The organism is Gramella jeungdoensis, from assembly GCF_023805255.1.
GTDB classification, from domain to species: domain Bacteria; phylum Bacteroidota; class Bacteroidia; order Flavobacteriales; family Flavobacteriaceae; genus Christiangramia; species Christiangramia jeungdoensis.
Genome location: NZ_JAMSCK010000004.1, coordinates 204365 through 226197, shown reverse-complemented (window position 1 = coordinate 226197; position 21833 = coordinate 204365). Strand labels below are relative to the sequence as shown.

16 protein-coding genes are annotated in these 21833 nt (G+C 39.6%); 8 read left to right on the top strand and 8 right to left on the bottom strand.

The features are described 5' to 3' along the window. Positions 1-11: 11 nt before the first annotated feature. The 5 genes from NE848_RS11910 to NE848_RS11890 all read left to right on the top strand — a co-directional run bounded on the left by NE848_RS11910 (position 12) and on the right by NE848_RS11890 (position 5604). Positions 12-941, top strand: a complete 930-nt coding sequence (locus NE848_RS11910) for a DUF1835 domain-containing protein (protein ID WP_252113853.1) — start codon at positions 12-14, stop codon at positions 939-941. Between the two features lies 1 nt (position 942). Continuing rightward, positions 943-1812 (top strand): nucleoside phosphorylase, encoded by an 870-nt coding sequence (locus tag NE848_RS11905; RefSeq protein WP_252113851.1) that lies wholly within the window; start codon positions 943-945, stop codon positions 1810-1812. A gap of 74 nt (positions 1813-1886) precedes the next feature. Next, a complete protein-coding gene (ppk1, locus tag NE848_RS11900; RefSeq protein WP_252113849.1) occupies positions 1887-3941 on the top strand; it encodes a polyphosphate kinase 1 in 2055 nt (684 codons plus the stop codon). Between the two features lie 27 nt (positions 3942-3968). After that, a complete protein-coding gene (locus tag NE848_RS11895; protein ID WP_252113847.1) occupies positions 3969-4820 on the top strand; it encodes a substrate-binding domain-containing protein in 852 nt (283 codons plus the stop codon). Between the two features lie 214 nt (positions 4821-5034). Then, on the top strand, positions 5035-5604 hold the full coding sequence (locus NE848_RS11890; protein ID WP_252113845.1) for a hypothetical protein: 570 nt from the start codon (positions 5035-5037) through the stop codon (positions 5602-5604). Here NE848_RS11890 and NE848_RS11885 read toward each other — a convergent pair whose 3' ends face one another. After that, positions 5605-6270 carry a uracil-DNA glycosylase gene (locus NE848_RS11885; RefSeq protein ID WP_252113844.1) on the bottom strand — a complete coding sequence of 222 codons (666 nt, stop codon included), beginning with the start codon at positions 6268-6270 and terminating at the stop codon, positions 5605-5607. Between the two features lie 47 nt (positions 6271-6317). On the opposite strand from NE848_RS11885, the gene NE848_RS11880 reads away from it, so the two are divergent. Both NE848_RS11880 and NE848_RS11875 read left to right on the top strand, forming a co-directional pair. Continuing rightward, complete coding sequence (locus NE848_RS11880; protein WP_252113842.1) at positions 6318-8501, top strand: endonuclease MutS2; 2184 nt, start codon at positions 6318-6320, stop codon at positions 8499-8501. Positions 8502-8505: 4 nt separating this feature from the next. Then, positions 8506-8922 carry a thiol-disulfide oxidoreductase DCC family protein gene (locus NE848_RS11875; protein WP_252113840.1) on the top strand — a complete coding sequence of 139 codons (417 nt, stop codon included), beginning with the start codon at positions 8506-8508 and terminating at the stop codon, positions 8920-8922. A gap of 133 nt (positions 8923-9055) precedes the next feature. Here NE848_RS11875 and NE848_RS11870 read toward each other — a convergent pair whose 3' ends face one another. The 6 genes from NE848_RS11870 to NE848_RS11845 all read right to left on the bottom strand — a co-directional run bounded on the left by NE848_RS11870 (position 9056) and on the right by NE848_RS11845 (position 20020). Further along, the gene (locus tag NE848_RS11870) at positions 9056-12313 is read right to left on the bottom strand and encodes a WD40/YVTN/BNR-like repeat-containing protein (RefSeq protein WP_252113838.1); all 3258 of its coding nucleotides are present in this window, start codon (positions 12311-12313) and stop codon (positions 9056-9058) included. A 121-nt stretch (positions 12314-12434) separates the two neighbouring features. Next, complete coding sequence (locus NE848_RS11865) at positions 12435-13769, bottom strand: dicarboxylate/amino acid:cation symporter (RefSeq protein ID WP_252113836.1); 1335 nt, start codon at positions 13767-13769, stop codon at positions 12435-12437. A gap of 20 nt (positions 13770-13789) precedes the next feature. Continuing rightward, the gene (gene aroC / locus NE848_RS11860) at positions 13790-14854 is read right to left on the bottom strand and encodes a chorismate synthase (RefSeq protein WP_252113834.1); all 1065 of its coding nucleotides are present in this window, start codon (positions 14852-14854) and stop codon (positions 13790-13792) included. Positions 14855-15047: 193 nt separating this feature from the next. Then, positions 15048-15422, bottom strand: a complete 375-nt coding sequence (locus NE848_RS11855; RefSeq protein ID WP_252113832.1) for a response regulator — start codon at positions 15420-15422, stop codon at positions 15048-15050. Between the two features lie 3 nt (positions 15423-15425). Continuing rightward, the gene (locus NE848_RS11850) at positions 15426-16979 is read right to left on the bottom strand and encodes a PAS domain-containing sensor histidine kinase (protein WP_252113830.1); all 1554 of its coding nucleotides are present in this window, start codon (positions 16977-16979) and stop codon (positions 15426-15428) included. A gap of 116 nt (positions 16980-17095) precedes the next feature. Next, positions 17096-20020 (bottom strand): FAD-binding and (Fe-S)-binding domain-containing protein, encoded by a 2925-nt coding sequence (locus tag NE848_RS11845; RefSeq protein WP_252113828.1) that lies wholly within the window; start codon positions 20018-20020, stop codon positions 17096-17098. Positions 20021-20151: 131 nt separating this feature from the next. Here NE848_RS11845 and NE848_RS11840 point away from each other — a divergent pair, with 131 nt between their 5' ends. After that, entirely contained in the window at positions 20152-20643 is a 492-nt protein-coding gene (locus NE848_RS11840; RefSeq protein ID WP_252113826.1) for a hypothetical protein, read from the top strand. A gap of 58 nt (positions 20644-20701) precedes the next feature. On the opposite strand, the gene bshA is transcribed toward NE848_RS11840, so the two are convergent. Next, positions 20702-21832, bottom strand: a complete 1131-nt coding sequence (gene bshA, locus NE848_RS11835) for an N-acetyl-alpha-D-glucosaminyl L-malate synthase BshA (protein ID WP_252113824.1) — start codon at positions 21830-21832, stop codon at positions 20702-20704. Position 21833 lies beyond the last annotated feature (1 nt).

Genomic DNA, 21833 nt, shown 5'->3' with positions numbered 1-21833 from the left:
TTCAATAAGAGATGGAAAACAAGACCTTACATATCATCAACGGCGACAGCCTTGCAGAACAAGTGGAGCAGTTAAACCTGCCCGGGGAGTTTATTATATGGCGTGAACTCCTTTGTGAAGGCCCTACTCTTAAAGAAATCAATCAGGAATTTTATAAGCTTAGAAAAAAATACCTTAGACATACCTATTCTATTTCCGCTGAAAATTATGAAGACCGGTTCATTTCGGAGGTAAAAAGATTAAAAGCCAATAATGATTATGATTCGGTAATTCTCTGGTTTGAATTTGACCTGTTTTGTCATATCAATATGCTTGCTGCCATAAATCTGCTTTTTGAAAAGAAAAAAGACATCCCAATTTCGCTTGTTTGCAGTAGAAAGCTTCCCGGAGAGGATGAATTCAAGCCACTTTCAAACTTAAGCCTTGATGAGCTCAGGAACCATTATGAAAACAGGATCAAATTAAATGACGATGATATTGAGGTCGCTGTACTTATATGGGAACTGTACTGTAGTAATAACCCTATGAAATTAAAACCCCAGATAAAGACTAATACCAACTTCGAATATCTCTCCAGCTGTATACGAGCCCATATCGAAAGATTTCCTAATAGTGTCACAGGAATAAACACCCTGGAAAGGAATGTGCTCAAACTGATAGAAAATCATGAGATCGCCAACAAAAATCACTTATTAGGTTATGCCCTTCAATATCAGGGATACTACGGATATAGCGACACCCAAATGCGGAGGTTGTTGGAAAAACTTTCCATTTTTTATAAAAACAAAGAAGGCCGTATCCGTTTAACCGAGAAAGGAATACAGGCCTTGAACGGAGAAAAGAATTTTTACAGGGATCTGAAAAATGACGAATATTTTGGAGGTGCGAGAATGTATGATTTCCTTTATGAATCTGAGTCTCACAGACTACTAAAATTATAACATGAGTTTACAATCGTCTGAACTCGTCCTGAATGCGGACGGTTCTATCTACCACCTGGGGCTTTTGCCTGAAGACCTCGCCCAAACTGTAATTCTTGTTGGTGACCCAAGAAGGGTTGCAAGGATTACTGAACACTTCGATAATGTAGACCTGAAAAAGCAAAAAAGGGAATTTGTAACCCATACAGGATATTTTAGAGGGAAGCGTATCACGGTAATGTCTACAGGAATGGGAACAGATAATATCGATATCGCTCTTACCGAACTGGATGCCCTGGTAAATATAGACCTTAAGGAATCCAGAATTAAGGAGGGCTCCGTTAGTCTGGATATTATCAGGATAGGAACAACCGGATCAATAAGGGAAGAAATACCAGTAGGTTCATTTATAACCAGCGAATGGGCAATTGGCTTTGATGGACTAATTTATTACTATAAAAGCGATGATATTCTGAATACTGAAATTTCAGAAGCATTTATTAAACACACAGGCTGGGCATCAAACAAGGCTATGCCTTACGTGGTCAAGGGAAATGAATATCTTATAGATAAATTAAGTTCTGATTCTACCATCAAAGGATTTACAGGAACCAATATTGGCTTCTATGGCCCTCAGGGACGGGTTCTACGAGCGGGTATCCCTGATCCTGACATGAATGAAAAAATAGCTTCTTTTAACTATAAAGGACATGCCATCACCAATCTTGAAATGGAAACATCCGGGATTTATGGATTATCCCGGCTGTTAGGTCATCGTGCCGTTTCAATGAATGTAGTGCTCGCTAACAGAGCGACCGGAGAATTTGCCGAAAATACCAAGGAACCGGTAGACAAACTAATAGAGTATTCACTGGAGAGGATCGCGAAATAGCCCGTCTTATTTAACAATATATTAAAAGCAAAGCATGGTGTACTTTGTATTTTTGATTAAACAATCTATCACCAATGCAGCAACCTAATGAAGACCGGTTTAGGCACAGAGATCTTAACTGGTTAAGTTTTAATGAAAGGGTTCTTCAGGAGGCCGCAGATAAGATCAATCCTCTTTATGAGAGGATGAAGTTTCTCGCAATTTTTTCTTCAAATCTCGATGAGTATTTCAGGGTAAGGGTATCCCAGCTTCGACAAATGAAACGGGTTAAAAAAAGCATCCGTAAGAAACTCGCACTAAGGCCTTCAAAAATCACAAAACAGATCATTGACGAAGTAAAAAAGCAACAGGATCGTTTTGGTGAAATATATCATAATGAGATCATCCCTGAACTGGCAAAAAATGGGATACATATACTCGATGCTGAACACTTTAAACCGGCACATAAGGAATTTGTGAGTTCCTTTTTCAACAATAAAGTGGAAGAACACCTGAAACCCATCATGTTGAATTTGAACAAAGAGAATGAGCTGTTTCTGGAAAATTCAGTTTTATATTTTCTTATAACCTTTGATAATGAGGACAGACTGGCTGTAGTAAATATTCCCGTTAACGAATGTGGTAGATTTGTAATGATGAAAGGGGTTAAGGGAAAGCATAACATTACCTACCTAGATGAAATCATTAGACATGAAGCCTACAAGGTCTTCCCGGAAAATAATATTACTGGTATCTATGAGATCAAATTATCAAGGGATGCTGAACTTTATATAGATGATATATATGAAGGTGTGCTGGCAGAGAAGATATATGAATCCCTGAAGCAGCGAACCGATGGGCAGCCAACCAGATTATTATATGATGCATCTATGCCAAAGGATGTTCAGAAAAAAATAAGAAAGTTATTAAAGCTGGGAAAGATAGATATGATGCCCGGAGGTAAATATCATAATTTTAAGGATTTCTTTTCCTTTCCCGATCCTACAGAAAATCCAAAGCTTCATTTTAAGGAACTTCCTCCCCTGCCACATAAAACCCTGGATAAAAGCAAAGATTACTTTGAGTTGATTAAGAAGAAAGATCAGGCACTTCATTTTCCCTATATGTCATTTGGGTATGTAGAGAAATTTATAGGACAGGCTGCAAAAGACGATAAGGTTACAGATATTAGTATATCCCTTTACAGGGTGGCTGATGAATCTAAACTTACTTCTTCTTTATTGGAAGCTCTGGATAATGGAAAAAGAGTGACTGTTTTTGTAGAGGCAAAGGCGAGATTCGATGAAGAGAACAATATAATCTGGGGAAGAAAATTTGAAGAAAAAGGTGCTAATGTGATCTACAGTTACCCAAAAGTAAAGGTGCATTCAAAGATCATGCTTATATGCAGGCAGGAAGGAGATATCAGTATGAGATATGCATATATAGGTACCGGAAACTTTAATAGCGAAACCGCAAAGATATATTGTGACCACGCCATTTTTACTGCAAACAAGTATATTACTAAGGAGTTACAACGCCTGTTCAAAGTACTTGAAGGAGAACTTATAATCCCAAGGGAGAAAAATCTGCTGATCTCTCCTTTTTCCACCCGTCAGGAATTCCTGAAGCTTATTTATAACGAAATAGAAAATGCACGGGAAGGTAAAAAGGCAAAAATCACTGCCAAGATGAACAGCCTTGAAGATGAAGAGATGATAGAGTTGCTGTATAAGGCCAGCCAGGCAGGAGTTCAAATAAGATTACTGATTCGAGGTTTCACCTGTCTTATTCCTGGTATCAAGGGAATGAGCGAGAATATTTATATAACAAGTGTTGTAGACAGGTTTCTTGAACACGGTAGAATGTATATTTTTGAAAATGGTGGTGACGAACTAATGTTCTACGGCAGCGCTGACTGGATGAACCGAAACCTTGATAGAAGAATAGAGGTCATTTCTCCTGTTCTGGATGAAGATATCAAACAGGAATTCAAGGATATTCTGAATATTCAGCTAAATGACAATCTCAAGGCCCGGATACAGGATCCAGAAGAGACCAATAAGTATGTGCAGAGGAAGAAAGGAGAAAAAAAGATAAGATCACAATACGAGATATATAATTATTTGAAAGAAAAGCATACTGGATAAATAATTTTCCAGAAAAACATTATTCTGATGAAAACGATCAAAATAGGAGGCGTACCAGAACATTTTAACCTTCCATGGCATCTATGCATGGAGAACAACAAATTTAGTGATGAAGGTCTTAATGTGATATGGAAGGATTACCCGGAAGGTACAGGAGCGATGTGCAAGGCATTAAGGTCAGGAGAACTTGATGCAGCCGTGATACTTACTGAAGGTATCACAAGGGATATAATCAATGGTAATGAAAGTAAGATCATCCAGTGCTATATTGCCAGTCCGTTGATTTGGGGGATACATGTTGCGGCAGGCTCACCATATAAAAATATAAAAGACCTCGAAGGAACTACTGCGGCGATTAGCAGAAAAGGCAGCGGTTCTCACCTAATGTCCTACGTGAATGCTCAGAATAGGAACTGGAATATGGACGATCTCAAATTTGAGATCGTAAATAACCTGGAAGGCGCTATAAAAGCACTTGAAAAGGACAGGGCACAATATTTTATGTGGGAACATTTTACCACAAAACCGCTTGTGGACAATAAAACCTTTCGTTTGGTAGCCGACTGCCCTACTCCATGGCCATGTTTTGTGATCGCTGCCAGAAATGAAAGTATTCGGAAGGACCCTGGAAGACTTCAGTTGATGCTTGAGATCCTTAATTCTGAAACCAAGGACTTCAAGCTTCAAAGAAATATAGATGTCATGTTATCAGAAAGATATCAGCAAAAACTGGAAGATATCAGAAAATGGCTTGATCTTACCCGTTGGAGCCAGGAACAAATAAATGAGGAAGATCTCAACAACGTACAGGAAACACTCTTTGATTTAAATTTGGTGAAAGAAAAGAGAAATTATTCAGATCTCGTTCATACTTTTTAATATTCATACTTCACGCGGAAACGAATTTACACTCTAAGGATCATGACCATAAAATTATGATAGAATTAGGCCGGTTGGAATACCTGCCTTTCATTTTAAGATAATTATCCGCACATTCAATTGGAATGAATAATTCTTAAAAAAGTTTTTATAGCCGATATCATATTAAAAATAATATTCATAATTTCGGGCCGAATCAATTCTAACCGACTTAATGAAAAACCTTCTTTTAGCAGTTTCTCTGCTGCTCACGACCTCGTTATGCGTTTCCCAGGAAAACCCGGAAAATCAGGAACCTGAAAAGAGAGACATCACTCAAAACGAATTAAGCATCAATGCATTCAATCTTGTAGCCTTTGGTATCATTGAAATCACTTATGAAAGAGTAATAGATGAAAACTCCACATGGGCAATTGAAGGTTTTATTCATCCGAGTAAAGACAGCTATATTGATGAGGCGTATTATAAAGATATATCCCTAACCGGTAAGTATAAACATTTTTTTAGTTCAGATTATGCTCGTGGTTTCTACGTGAACGCTTTCGGGATGATCTCTAATGGAGAGTATGAAACGGATTACTACTATTCTGAATTTACAGATGATTATGTCTATGAAACTGAGGATTATACAGATTTTGCTATAGGCTTCGGATTAGGTGGCAAATTTGTATCCCAGGGAGGTTTTATGCTGGACCTTAATGCGGGTATAGGAAGGAATCTTTTAAGCGATAATTCCCCTACAGTAGTTGGCCAGTTCATGGTAAATCTCGGATTCAGGTTCTAATTACCAATCTATAGGTTTTTCCCCATTGTTTTCAAGGTAATTATTTGCCTTACTGAAATGTTTATTTCCAAACCAGTAACCACGATTGGCACTTAATGGAGATGGATGACCGCTGGTTAGAATAAGGTGTTTGGAGCTATCAATAAGTTTCGTCTTTTTCTTTGCATAACCACCCCACAGCATAAAGACCACATTTTCCTTATCCCTTGAAATCGTTTCAATAACTCGGTCAGTAAAAGTTTCCCAGCCTTTATTCTGATGTGAGCCCGCCTGATGCGCCCTTACTGTTAGAGTTGCATTCAGCAATAAAACTCCCTGATCTGCCCATCTTTCCAGATTACCGGTAGATGGAACTGGTTTTCCCAGGTCATTTTCAATCTCCCTGAAGATATTTATAAGCGAGGGTGGAAACTGGATGCCATCTCTTACAGAAAAGCAGAGTCCGTTTGCCTGACCAATCCCGTGGTAGGGGTCCTGACCAAGGATAACTACCTTGGTGTCATCAAAATTCGAATGATCAAATGCCGCGAAGATCTCCTTTCCGGGAGGAAAACATTTGTTTTCAGAGTATTCATTTTTTACAAATTCTGTGAGGTTTTGGAAGTAATCCTTTTCGAATTCCGGTTCCAGTTCTTTTTTCCAGCTTGGGTGTATTCTTACGTTCATGAGAATTAAGTAACTTTGCAGGACCTCAAAAGTAGGGAAAAATTGATATGATTAAAATTAGTTCGAGGAGTCTTGAGGATCTTGAGTTTCCGGTAGTCTGTGCACAAATCAGCGAATTTTGCATTACCGGGCAGGGAAAGGAAAAAGCTCTGAAGATTCAACCTTATCCAAATTATAAAAAAACGGTCTTTGGCCTTGATCAGACCAATGAATACTTCAATTCAAAAACCAGGGATCAGCCTATTCCAAATCACGGTTTCGATTCCATTCAGCCGGAGATCAAATTGCTGGGAATAGAAGGTTCTCTTGTTGAGATATCAGGTTTCAGGAAGATCGCGTCCATTACCGAGACGGTAAACACCCATATAAAATATTTCCAGAAATATTCCGAAGATTACCCTGCGCTATCTGAAACAGTCTCACATATTGAGTTTGACCTAAGCCTGACCAATAAAATCAATGCAGTTATAGATCGCTTCGGTGAAATGAAGGATGATGCCTCTCCCCTTTTACAGAACCTGAGGCGATCGATCAATTCGGTGAAGGGAAGAATAAATTCCAGTTTCAACTCGGCCCTTACTTCATATCAATCCTACGGTTATCTTGATGAGATAAGGGAAAGTGTGGTTGAGAATGTACGTGTACTTGCTGTAAAGGCCATGCATCGCCGAAAGGTGAAAGGCGGGATTATGGGCAATTCCAAGACTGGAAGTATCGTTTATATACAGCCCGAAGCGACTTACCAGTTTACACGCGAACTTAATAACCTGGAATACGAGGAAAAAGAAGAGATAAAAAGAATTCTCAAGGAATTAACGGAGTTTGCTCGACCTTATAGAGAAACTCTGACCGAATACCAGGAATTGCTGAGTGATATTGACGTTATAGCGGCAAAATCTAAATATGCTGAAAGAATAAATGGGGTACTTCCCAGGATAAGTAAAGAAAGAGAACTTCAGTTGAAGGAAGCCTATCATCCACTTCTCTACCTTAGCAATAAGAAAAAAGGAGAAAAGACTTTTCCGCAAAGTATCGAATTGGCTCCCGATAACCGGATCATAGTGATTTCAGGACCCAATGCGGGCGGTAAAAGTATTACGCTTAAAACCGTTGGTCTGTTACAGGTAATGCTCCAGAGCGGAATGCTTATCCCGGTTCATGAATACAGCAGGGTGTGTCTTTTTAAAAAAGTGCTTACAGATATAGGTGACAATCAGTCTATAGAAAATCATTTGAGCACCTATAGCTACAGGCTGAAGAATATGAACTATTTTCTTCGAAAATGTGATGATAAGACATTGTTCCTTATCGATGAATTCGGAACAGGGAGTGATCCTGAACTCGGGGGTGCCCTGGCAGAAACCTTTCTGGAGGTCTTTTATGAGAAAGGTTCCTACGGGATCCTAACAACCCATTACGCCAATCTTAAAAAGCTGGCGAATGAGCTGCCTGATATGAGCAATGCCAATATGATGTTTGATAACAGGACTCTTGAACCTGTCTATAAACTTCAGGTGGGTGAAGCAGGTAGTTCCTTTACCTTTGAAGTGGCTCAGAAGAATGGGATTCCATACAGTCTCATCAACAGATCCAAAAAGAAGGTTGAAAGAGGAAAGATAAGGTTTGACAGAAGTATCGCTAAACTTCAGAAAGAAAGATCGGAATTAAGAAAGACCACCGATTCTTTAAAGACCAAAGAGGAAAAGGCGGCAGCTCAAAAAGAGAAACTTGAAGAGATCAATTCCAGGATACAGCAAAAACTGGAGAGTTATCAGGAACTTTATGATACCAACCAGCGGCTTATTTATCTTGGCCAGAAAGTAAACGATCTTAGTGAAAAATATTTCAACGATAAACGGAAAAAAGAGTTGATAGGTGAATTTCTGAAGATGGTTGAGATAGAAAATTCCAAACGAAAAAAAGAGGATAAAAAGAAGCAGAAGGCCAGAAAAGCAAAAGAACGTCAGATTAAGCAGGAAGTTCAGAAAAAGATCCAGCCAATAAGACAAAAGAAAAAGGAAGAAAAGAAGAAAGAAGAGGAAATTAAGAAACAGGAAGCCAACAAGCCTAAAGCAAAATTAAAGGTTGGGGATAGAGTGAGACTGGAAGATGGAAAAGCCGTTGGCTCTATAGACAGCATCGAAAAAGGAAAAGCCATCGTTAATTACGGAATGTTCACAACTTCTGTTGGTCTTGAGCAATTAGAGCTTGTACAGGCCGCTAAAAAATAATTATATGGATCAGTTACCCGAAAATAAGAAGATCGTGTTGTTTGATGGTGTATGCAACCTTTGTGAGGGTGCTGTTCAGTTTATTATTAAGCACGACAAAAAAGATGTTTTCAGGTTTGCTTCACTACAAAGCGAAATAGGCAAAAAACTGGTTTCGGAACGCGGACTGGATCCAGAGGAGATAGATTCTATCATGCTAATAGTACCGGGAGTCGCATATTATCGTAAATCCACCGCGGTACTGGAGATCTCACGAGATCTTTCAGGAGGATATTCGTTACTGAAAAATTTTCTTGGGCTACCAGAGGGGTTCAGAGACCTGATCTATGATCTTATAGCAAACAAACGCTATAAATGGTTCGGGAAAAAATATGAATGTATGATCCCTACTCCCGCACTAAAAGCTAAATTCTTGGATTGATAACTAAGATCATCTTTCCGTTTTATAATATGGCTTTCGGTTATCTGTGTTAAGTTAAATTCTGGCTACTAATATGAAAAAATCCAGCCCCTATTGATCGAAGCTGGATTTTAAACAAAGAATTATTTTAGAGTTAATTTTTCAATTCGCCATCCAGAATATTTGGAGCACCTATTTCATTAAGTTTATTTTCCAATGCAGGAATGGTTTCGTTTACAATTGTGCTTACCTCAGACCGAAGATCGTTATACATTCTTTCAGCAATATTCATACTTCGCTTATGTGCTGCCGTGGGGCCATAAGTGGTCTGGCTTCCTCTGAAAGCAAAAATAAAATGACTTCTCAGGTTAGGCTGGACCTTTTCACCCATTTTTGCCTTGGATGGACTTCCCTCTAAAGAAATTTTCAATTCTCTGATTTCCCCATCCAGGTCGTAAAGATTCTTTTTGATCTCTGGAGCTTCGGCTCGTGTTCGGTTTAAGGCGACCCGCATTGCCTTAACCTTATTCTCAGCATTTTCCAGAGCATAATTCAGTTTTCTAATATCGGCAAACAGCTCAGTACTTCTTTGCCAAAACTTAGCAATCTCCTGATGAGCCGCACCATCTAAAGTTGTTTCTCTTAATGGAACCACTTCAAAATTTTCTGGACCTGCAAGTACAGTGCTTTGAGCATTTTCTTCCATAACCAATGTGGCGGAATAGTTACCGGGCACAACTCTAACATTACCCATATCGCCATCTCCTATTTCTCCCGGTTCTATGGGGCCTAAAGACGAGTAATATAGATCCCAGGCAACACGATTAATTCCTTTTTTTCCTTTTGCTTTTACACGATCTACTATATTGTCATTTTCATCTTTTATAAGCACCCAGATAGTCCTGCCCTCCTCACTCATTTCAGCATCCAAAGCCTTCCAACCTGGAAATGGAATATCTTTACCCGTGGTATCCAGTGCTTTTTCTCTTTCCTTTCTTTTGTCTTTAGAACTTTTATATGAGGAAGGTAGATAATAGGTTATCAAAGCTCCGTATTCCGGATTCTCAGCGAAATAATAATCGGCTCCCGTATTGCCTACCACACTTTTTGGTTTGTACCAATAAGCTTTTCTAATTGGGAACATATAACCGCTCTCGTTTGAAGTAGCTTCTTCTACTTCTCTTAGAGCCCGATAATCATCAAGGATAAAAAAGCCACGGCCAAAAGAAGCTCCAACAAGATCATTTTCACGTTTTTGAATGACCAGGTCCCTAAAGGGAATAGTTGGCGAACCAGGAACTTTATGCCAGTTCTTTCCTGCATTCCAGGAGGTATAGATCCCCTTCTCGGTCCCCAAGAAGAAGAGATTTTTATCTTCATGATCCTGGACTATTCTCCAAACCAGCAATTCTTTTGGAAGGTCACCTCTCATAGAGTTCCAGCTATTACCGGCATCGGTACTTTTAAAGATATAAGAAGAAAAATCCCCTTCTTTATGATTATCAAGAACCGCATACACCGTATTTGCCTCATATAGGTCTGCTTTAATATCATTTACAAAAGACCTTGCAGGAAGACCAAGGCGAGTCACAGGAACTTTAGTCCAGTTCTGGCCGGCATCTTTACTTACCTGAATAAATCCATCATCGGTTCCGGCGTATATAATTCCTTCCTGAATTGGTGATTCTGCAAGAGATGTTATGGTATTATAATTAGACATAGCCAGCACATCCCACGGGTTATCATAGCTCTGTTTTCTTCCCATTATTGGCAATTCCATACGTTCTTCATCCCTGGTTAAATCGGGTGAGATAACTTCCCAGCTGTTTCCCCGGTCTTCAGATCTCCACACCCTCTGGGAGGCAAAATAAATTCTTGAGGCTTTATGAGGACTCACAAGGATTGGAGAATCCCAGTTGAATCGTTCATAATCTTCTCCGTATTCCGGTTGTGGCTGGATTGCAACTTCTTCTCCAGAAGCCAGATCAATTCTGTATAAACCACCTTCCTGGGTTTCCGCATAGATGATATTGTTGTATTCGGGATCGGTGGCCGATTGATGCCCATCTGCAAACAATGTTTTAAACCAATGAGCATTTCTAATTCCCTCGCGTTCATCTGTTCTGGATGGTCCTCCTACTGAACCATTATCCTGAGTGCCGCCGAACACCTGATAAAAAGGCTCTGCGTTGTTAACAGCTACTTTATAGAACTGGGTTAAAGGAAGGTTTTTAAAATAGCTCCAGGTTTCTGCATTATCAAAGCTTTCGTAGATTCCGGCATCTGTTCCTACCAGCAGATAATCTGGATCATCATCTCTGAAAGCAATAGCGTGATTATCTGAATGCTTATCCTCTTCTTTTAATTGTTTAAAGGTTTTACCGCCATCTCCTGAAGTTTGGATTCGTACATCCATTAGATAAAGCCGATCAAATTCGTGAGGACTCGCATACAGTTCCTGGTAATAATGAGGTCCGGTAGCACCCGAAACGGCGTCAGACATTTTAGTCCAGGAAGCTCCTCTGTCTTCCGAACGGAAAAGACCACCCTGTCGCTGATCTGTTTCTATGGCAGCGTAAATGACATCAGGTTTTTGAGGAGAAATTGCAAGCCCAATTTTGCCTAGGTTTGACTTCGGAATACCTTGGTCTAACTCGGTCCAGGTTTCTCCTCCATCTTCCGATCTATGGATACCTGAATCTGGGCCACCTCCCATATAAGAAGCGACAGTCCTATGCCTTTGCCAGGTAGCGGCATAAATTCTGTCAGGATTTCTTGGGTCAAGCATAATATCTGTTACTCCCGTCCATTCATTTCCACCCAGAACTTTCTTCCATGATTTACCACCATCCAAAGATTTGTAAAGACCCCGTTCGCCACCCTTATTCCAAAGTGGTCCCTGTGCAGCAACCCATATAATATTTGAATCTTCTGGATGAACGATGATTTCGGAGATATGTTCGGAAGTTTTGAGCCCCATATTCTTCCAGCTCTGGCCGCCATCTTCACTTTTATATACACCATCGCCATAACCCACATGCCTTCCTCCGACATTTTCACCCGTTCCTACCCAAATGATATTTGGATTGGAAGGATCTATGGTAACTGAACCGGTTGAATAAGAATTTTCCTCATCGAAGAGTGGTTGCCATGTGGTCCCCGAATTTTCGGTCTTCCAAACACCTCCAGAACCCACAGCTACATACCAAATATCATTATCACCGGGATGAACAGCAATATCGGCAATACGACCCGAAAGAAAGGCAGGACCAATGTTTCTTAATTTAAGATCACCTAAAGAGACCTTGTCTTCAGTATTCTCTTTGTTGTTCTTTTTATCTTTGGATTGGGGAAAGGATAAGTTGATGAAAAAAAGGCCAATAAACAGGCCCAGGAGGTAAGATTGTTTCATTGAAAGGAAAAATTAGTAGTTAGTTGAAAACTAAATATACTAAATTTTCTTTCTAAAAATTAATTACAAATTACCCCGCGGCTTTGGAGATGAATAATCTAAATGTGAATGCAGGCCTTGGCTACACCTTTTCTGTCTGAGAAATGGTTTCTGCCTCCGGGTGATAATCATCATCCCACTCCTTCACATTTGGAGGTCCCATCATATCTACAGACTTGGCCACCATAAGTGACACGGCAGCATCTCCTGTCACATTAACCGTGGTTCTGCACATATCCAGAGGCCTGTCAACTGCAAAGATCAAGGCAAGTCCAGCTTCCGGAATTCCTGCCTGAGCTAATACGATTACAAGCATTACCATTCCGGCTCCTGGAACGGCTGCAGAGCCTATCGAAGCAAGTGTTGCTGTCATAATTATTCCGAGCTGAGCTCCGATAGTTAGATCCATCCCAAATGCCTGCGCAATGAAAACCGCGGCTACTGCCTGATATAAACTTGTTCCATCCATATTAATAGTGGCGCCAATTGGAAGAACGAAACTAGTTACTTCTTTATGAACTCCCATATGTTCTTCTACCCTTTCCATGGTAACGGGAAGCGTCGCAGCACTTGAGCTGGTGGAAAAAGCCAGTAACTGTGCCGGAGCAATTCCGTTGATAAAGAATGAAGGTTTGTTCTTGGTGAATACCCAGACCAACAGAATATAAACACCGATCATAAGTGCAAGTCCTATCAAGACAGTAAGTGCATACATGGCCAGAGCTGCGAAAAGATCTGTACTTGGCGATTCGACCACAAGCGCAGCCAAAAGGGCAAACACGCCATAAGGTGCCGTGAGCATGATCAGGTCGATCAGTTTAAGTATGACTTCATTAAAACCATCAAAGAAATCCTTGACAGGTTTTGCCGTCTTTTCAGGAATAAGGATAAGTCCGAGTCCGAAGAAAATAGCAAAGAAGATCACCTGCAACATATTGCCATTATCACTGGCAGCCCCAAAAATATTACTGGGAACAAGATCTTCCAGAGCCTGTAAAGGCCCTGCATCCTTCTGCTTCTGCGCATCGGATATCCTAACAGAGGCATCCCCTTCATAACTTGCAATAAGGTCACTCCTGGTCTCTTCAGATATCGTTCTCCCGGGACCAATGAGATTTACCATTACAAGCCCTATAGTTACTGCGATTACTGTTGTAATAATATATGTAGCGATGGTTCGTGTACCCATTTTGGACAACTTAGAAATGTCCTTTAGATCTGATATCCCCTTGATAAGAGAAGCCAGGATCAACGGCACTGCGATCAGTTTTAAAGCATTTATAAAGATATTACCAAAAGGCTTGATCCAGTCGCTAACAAAATCGGCTCCCCAACTAAAGTTGGTCATGATCAAGGCGAAAAGAACCCCGGCAACCATTCCTAATAAAATCTGCCAATGCAGTGCAAGTTTTTTCATGTTAGTTTTATTTCAAAGATTTAGATCCTAGATGATTTATTCTGAAGATAATAGTCGGCCAGAACCAGTGCAGTCATGGACTCAACAATGGGCACAGCTCTTGGAACCACACAGGGGTCATGACGTCCTTTACCCTGCATTTCAACTTCCTCTCCTTTTGAGTTAATCGTAGTTTGTTTTTGCATAAGGGTCGCTACAGGTTTGAATGCAACTTTAAAATAGATATCCATCCCGTTGGAAATACCTCCCTGAATGCCTCCGCTCAAATTGGTTTTGGTAGAACCATCCTTATTGAACATATCATTATGCTCGCTTCCCTTCATTTTTGTCCCTTCAAAACCACTGCCATATTCAAAACCTTTAACCGCATTAATAGAAAGCATAGCCTTTCCCAGCTCGGCATGTAATTTATCAAATACTGGTTCTCCAAGGCCTTTCGGGACATTTTTTATAACACATTGCACTGTCCCTCCTACAGTGTCCCCATCAGCCCTTATTTCTTTGATATAGGTTTCCATTTCTGAAGCCATTTTCGCATCGGGACAACGCACGGGATTCTTTTCGATTTCTGAAAAATCCAGATCTGCAATATTCTTGTCAAGTTCAATTTTACCAACTGAAGATACAAATGCGGTTATCTGCACATTCTGAAGCATTTGTTTTGCGATACTTCCCGCTACTACACGACAGGCTGTTTCACGGGCCGATGATCTTCCACCACCGCGATAATCCCTAACTCCATATTTTTCATCATAGGTATAATCGGCATGCGATGGCCTGTAAGTATCCTTAATATGAGAATAATCTTTAGATTTCTGATTGGCGTTTTTGATAATGAAACCAATTGGGGTGCCGGTGGATTTGCCTTCAAATATTCCGGAAAGAAATTCCACGGTATCAGGCTCTTTTCGTTGAGTAACGATAGCCGACTGCCCCGGACGTCTCCTGTCCAGGTCATTTTGAACACTTTTTATATCTATTTCAAGACCGGCAGGACACCCATCTATTATACCACCAATAGCCACACCATGTGACTCACCGAAGGTGGTTAGTTTAAATAATTTACCAAAGGAATTTCCAGGCATTAGCAGCTTTTTGAACAAAAGTAATTTTTTAAGAACATATTTGAAAACGGAATCCTATTTAATGTTAACATAACATCAACTCCGCATCTCAGCAGATCTCGGCTAACCCGCCAATCACCCAAAATCTTATCTCCTTAAAAAATGAAACTAAGTGCGGGCAATAAATTCTTATATAAAAGGAACTATATTAAAATTAACTGGTTTTACCATGTTTCTGTAGAATCTCATTGGTCTTGGCCAGTAAAGTTTCCATATCAAAAGGTTTGGCTATAAATTCTGTAGCTCCTGCCGATTTACATACTTCTCCAACATTATGAAGAGCGCTCATCATAATGATAGGGATCTCCTGGACGTCTTCATCCTTTCTTAATTCGGCACAAACATCAGTTCCATCAACGCCTGAAATCAGTTTATCAAGCAGTACCAGTTCTATATCATTTTTAAGGATATTTTCCTTGGTCTTCTTCGGCTGTTGTGATACTGTCACCTCATGCCCTCCGAACTCAAGTATGTCTTTAAGCATAAAACCAATGGTTTGGTCATCATCTACGATCAATATTTTTGCCATAACTTAATTCTGATTTAGGGGTAATATAAAGGTGAATTCCGATCCTGCTCCAGGTTCACTATCCACAAATATTTTTCCATTATGTCTTTCAATAATTTCGTTGGAAAGGTAAAGACCTATTCCGAATCCCGAATAGGTTTTTTCATTCATTGAAGAAGCCCTATAGAATCGGTTAAATATCCTGTTAATATCTTTTTTTTCTATCCCGATTCCAAAATCTTTCACACTCACAGCCACATTGTTTTCTTCTTCATGAAACACTTTTACTTGCACATTTTTGGAATCTGGAGAATATTTAAGAGCATTGGTTATAAAATTTATAATTACCTGCCCTATTCTATCCTTATCAGCCTTTACATCACATTCACATAAATGCTCTAATTCTATCTGAACATCCTTATGAGAATAAGAAATATCTTCGATGATATTCTCAACATGCTTATTTAAACTAAATTCTTCAATATTAAGTTCAAGTTCACTCTGCTCTATTCTTGATAGATCCAGAATCTCTGAGATTAATTTTATAAGCCTCTCAACCTGATCTTCAATACGATGTAAATATGGCTGTTTAGACTTATCATTTTCACCATTTATCATGGTTTGCAACAATTGAACATATCCCTTGATGGAAGTTACTGGAGTTTTTAATTCATGACTTACCAGTTTAAGGAAGTCTTGCTTGCGTTGCTCCTCTTCTTTCAGTTTTTGTATCTCGGTGCTTGAACTTACCCAGGAGGTGATAATACCATCATCTTTCATGGCAATGGATCTATGCAGGTGCCACTTATAATCACCATTCTTATCTTTCATTTTCAATTCAAGATCCAGTGTTTTTCCTGATTTCAAAGAGTGTTTACGCTCTTTTTCAACCTTTTCGATATGATCTGGATGGATTATTTCGGTCCAGTGAGATTCTAAAAATTCAGTCATACTCATCCCAGTGTAATCCAACCAGCTTTTATTGTAAAAAAGCGTATTACCATCGGCATCGGCGATACTTATCTTATGAGGCATAAAATCTACCAGTCCGCGAAATTCCTTTTCACTTTTCTTTATTTTTTGATTCAGTAAAGCCTGTTTTGTAACATCCTGTGCGATAACCCCAACCCCTACTATCTGTCCATCTAAATTATACTGGGGCATATAGGAAAAATCAAAGTACGATTTTACCATCTCGCCATTGATATCATGCTCAACCGGTAGAGTTTTGGCATGATAAGGTTCCCCTTTATAGTATACCTGATTGAGATATTCCTCAATACCCTGATCACGTACCTCTGGTACAACATCAAAAAGAGGTTGTCCAATAACATCATCGCCTTTACCCCAAGCTTTTATAATAGGGTTATTCGCAAATTCGACCCTGTACTCGGGACCTTTCAAAAATGTGATCAGAGCTGTGGAAGAATAAATCAGACCTTTAAGCTGGTAGTTTTCTTCTTTTAATTGCGCATGGGATTTTTCATAAGAAGAATTCTGTTTTTCCAGCTTTTCTCTTTTCTTATGACTTTCTTCTAATTCTTTTTCTAATTTCTGAATTCGTAGGTCTTTGTCCATCCGCGGGTGTTAACTTCTCTTATTCCAACTTATCGACTTGGGATAAATTTAGTATTAAAAAAGACCTAAAAAGGATTTTTAAGAAGCATTAACAAAATTTTCAAAAATCAACCAGTTTAGTTTTTTAAGGCATTTCGAAGGATGGTTACAGGATGTTGGGCTTGCCTACCGGTCCCATCTTTTATCTGGTGGCGGCAACTGGTCCCATTTGCTGAAATGATCGTAGCCTCAGAGGCTTTTCTAATCGCCGGAAACAGTGAGTTCTCCCCTATTCGCATACTTATCTCATAGTGCTCTTTCTCATACCCGAAAGACCCAGCCATTCCGCAACAACCCGATGCAATGATGGTCACCTTATAATTCTTTGGAAGGTTGAGAATGTCAAAAGTACGTGATGAGTTTGATAGAGCTTTTTGATGACAATGTGCATGGATCTTTACCATCGCACTTTTATTTGTAAACTGCTCCTGCCTGATATTACCTTCTGAAATTTCCTGTTTCAGAAATTCTTCTACCAGAAATGTATTCGCCGCTATTTTTCTGGCAGCTTCCTTATCATCGGCAAGCCTCAGGTATTCATCCCTAAAACTCAGAATTGCTGAAGGTTCCACGCCTAAAAGAAAGCAATTTTCAGAAATAAGGTCTTTGAAGATGCTCACATTTTCGTTTGCAAGCCGCTTAGCATTGGAAAGAAAACCTTTAGATATCTGGCTTCTCCCACTTTCGGGATGATCAATGATAATGACCTTATATTTAAGTTTTGCCAGTAAATTAAGCGCATCTTTCCCTGCCTGTACATCCAGATAATTAGTAAACTCATCATTGAATAAATAAACCGTTTTAATGGGGTCTTCAATATCAAATTTGGCTTTATTGGACAGGTAATATTGTTTTAAGGTTTGCTTTGCTACTTTTGGTAATTCTCTTTCTCTAGCAACGCCCATCAGCTTTTTTGCAAGTCCGGATGTAAAGGAATTAGACATAACAAACCTGGAAATACCCGGAATCTTTGCAGCCATTGCATTATGTTGGGTAATATTAGCAAAAGCCTTATCCCTGAAACTGGGTTTATTACTTTTATGATACTGGTGCTGAAATTCGGCTTTTAAGGAAGCCATATCTACATTTGAAGGACATTCACTTTTACAGCCTTTACAACTAATACAAAGGTCCAAGACTTCCTTAAGCTCAGTATGATCAAAAGGGTTTGCTTTTTCTGAGTTGGTTAAAAACTCACGCAATGCGTTGGCCCTGGCCCTGGTGGTATCTTTTTCGTCTTTTGTAGCCCTGTAACTGGGGCACATCGTACCGCCTGCTTCTACCGATTTACGACAGTCTCCACTCCCATTACATTTTTCTGCCAGCCGAAGAATACCATCGGCATCTGAGAAATCCATCAAAGTTTCTATCTCAGGCTCTTTCCTGTCTGGTACATATCTCAAAGAGGTGTCCATGGCAGGTGCATCAACAATCTTTCCGGGGTTGAAGATATTTTCAGGATCAAAAGCCTGTTTCACTTCTTTTAAAACCTGGTACAAATGTTCACCATACATCAGTTTGATGAATTCTGCCCTTACACGACCATCGCCATGTTCGCCACTTAATGACCCATTATATTTCTTTACCAGCTTTGCTACGTCTTCAGTAATATTTCGGAAAAGTGCAACTTCTTCTGATTTTTTCAGATTCAGAAGAGGTCTTAAATGAATTTCTCCGGCTCCTGCATGAGCATAGTATACAGCCTGCTGACCATAAGCTTTCATTATTTTGCTAAAATCAGAAATGTAATCTGCAAGTACAGGTAGTGCCACAGCCGTATCTTCAATACAGGCAACAGCTTTTTTATCACCTTTCATATTCCCCAATAAACCGAGCCCTGCTTTTCTTAGTTCCAGTGCGAGATCTATCTGTTCATCATAAAGAACTGGAAATGCATACCCAAGCCCGGAATTTTCAAGTGTTGCCAGCATCTTTTTTACCTGGTTCTGTAATTCAACTTCAGAATCAGATCTTAGTTCCAGCATTAAAATGGCTTGTGGATCTCCTTCAATAAAAAACCGGTTTTCCCTGTATTTAAGGCTTTCCTTGGTACAATCGAGTATCACCTTATCCATCATTTCACATGTATAAAGGGAATGCTCCATAGCAGGTACAACAGCTTGCATACAGGCATCTATGCTGGCAAAATGAGCAGCTACCATAGCGGTATTCTGAGGAGGTAGTTCGTTCAGCTGAAGGGTGATCTCAGTAATAAACGCAAGCGTACCTTCACTTCCGGCTATAAGTCTGCAAAAATTGAAATACTTTGAATTCTCCTGAAAAAGCTCACAATCCAGCAATTCATCTATCGCATAGCCGGTATTTCTACGATGAAGACTTGATGGCGGATAATTTTTTTTAATCTCATCCTGGATATCCTTATCGCGTAGTTTTTCATCGATCTTGCGATATATTTCGCCTTCCAGGTTTTGTAATCTCAGCTTTTCCTGATACTCCTCTGCACTTAGTTCTCTAAACTCCACTTTTGAGCCGTCACTTAGAATAGCTTTAAGAGAAATTAATTTATCCCTAGTGGTCCCATATTTAATGGAGGTAGTTCCACTGGAATTATTGCCTACCATACCTCCTATCATACATCTGTTTGAAGTAGAGGTATTAGGACCAAAAAAGAGTCCGTGTTTGTGAAGTTTCCTGTTAAGATCATCCCTAATCACTCCGGGCTGCACTGTTACGGTTTTCTCCTTCTTATCTATTCGAATTATATCGGTGAAGTTTTTTGAAACGTCAACCACAATCCCATCTCCCGTACACTGACCTGCCAGAGAGGTTCCAGCGGTTCGGGGTATCAGGGAAGTATGATTTTCTTTAGCGAACTCAATTAAGCGTGCCAGGTCTTCTTCATTTGCAGGATAACATACAGCAAGGGGTATTTCCCGGTAAACCGAGGCATCGGTAGCATAAATACTCTTCCATAAGTCGTCGTAAAACAGTTTTCCGGTTAGTTTTCCGGAAAGTCGTTCCAGGGCTTGTTTCTTTTTCATACCCAAATTTATAAGTTTTCTGTGAGTAGGCTTAACAGTTTTTTAATTAATATTAACAATAGATTTGGTCAAGACTACGTTCTTGTAATACTATTCACTTTAAATTTGCTACAAAACAAAGCAATCAAACTATGAGAAAACTAGTTCTTTTAGCGGCTTTTATTATAGGAGCTGTTTTTTTTAGCAACGTTAGCGCTCAGAATATTTCAGAGAACGCTATAGGTTTAAGAATAGGTGACAATAACGGAATAGGTACAGAAGTCTCTTATCAAAGAGCTATAGGTGGTGACAATAACCGTTTAGAACTCGATCTTGGCTGGAGAGACACTCGCAATTATGACGCTATAAAACTCGTTGGTCTTTACCAGTGGGTCTGGAACATTGAAGGTGGCTTTAACTGGTACGTGGGTGCGGGTGCTGGTATAGGAAATGATTCAGATAAATTCGAGGATACACATGATGGACTTTTCGCTCTAATTGCCGGAGATATAGGAATAGAATATAATTTCGACTTTCCTTTGCTATTGTCCCTGGATTTTAGACCCGAAATTACTTTTTCAGATTATATAAATCGTAAGGATTTAGGACCTGATATTGCATTAGGGATAAGATATCAGTTTTAGATTTTCTTAAATAGGTTTAAGAAAGGAAGAGGTGGAGATTGAGAGATCTCCACTTTTTTTATGCGTTCACCAAAGCCCTATTATAGAGGTCTTCATACATGGGAACGATTCGATTAATATCATATTTCTCTGCCGCTTCCAGCGCTTGCTTTTTGAATTTCTCAAGTTTTCCTGGATCCTCAAGTATAGAGATGGCGCTCTTTGCCATAGCCTGAACGTCTCCTACATTATGAAGAAAACCGGAAAATCTATCAATATTCACTTCAGGCAAACCTCCTGTATTAGAAGATATTACAGGAACTGAGTGAACCATTGCTTCAAGGGCTGCCAATCCAAAACTTTCAGTCTCAGAAGGCAAAAGAAACAGGTCTGAAAAGCAAAGTATCTTATCTATCTCGTTGCTCTGTCCGAGAAAAAGAACTTTATCTCTTATATCCAGTTCTCGTACCAGGCTTTCCGCAACTTCCCGTTGAGGCCCTTCCCCAACCATCATCAGCCTGGCTTTCATCTTTTTCTGTATCTCAAAAAAGATCCTGATCACGTCATCTACCCTTTTCACCTTACGGAAATTAGAAACATGTGTGATTATCTTTTCATCATCATCGGCCATAATTTCCCGTTGACAATCGGTAAATACCTGTTGCTGAAATTTTGAAACATCAATAAAATTAGGAATCACCTCAATATCTTTCTTAATATCAAAGAACTTAAGCGTATCTTCTTTCAGGCTTTCAGAAACAGAAGTAACAAAATCACTGTTATTAATACTGAAGGTAACAGCTGGCTTATAGAAAGGATGGTTCCCCACCAGTGTAATATCGGTACCATGAAGCGTGGTAACCATTGGTAGGCTTATACCCTCTTCGGCCAACATTTTCTTGGTCATATAACCTGCATACGCATGGGGAATGGCATAATGTACATGTAATAGCTCTATTCCATAATTCTTTACAACATTTACTAGCTTGCTGCTTAAGGCAAGCTCATAGGGCTGATAATGAAAAAGCGGATATTCAGGCACATTCACTTCGTGAAATCTAATATGACTGGAAATAGTCTCTAAGCGCACCGGTTGTTTGTAGGTAACAAAATGTACCTCATGGCCTCTTCGAGACAGTGCAAGACCTAATTCTGTAGCTACTACTCCACTCCCTCCGAAGGTTGGATAACAAACAATGGCTATTTTCATC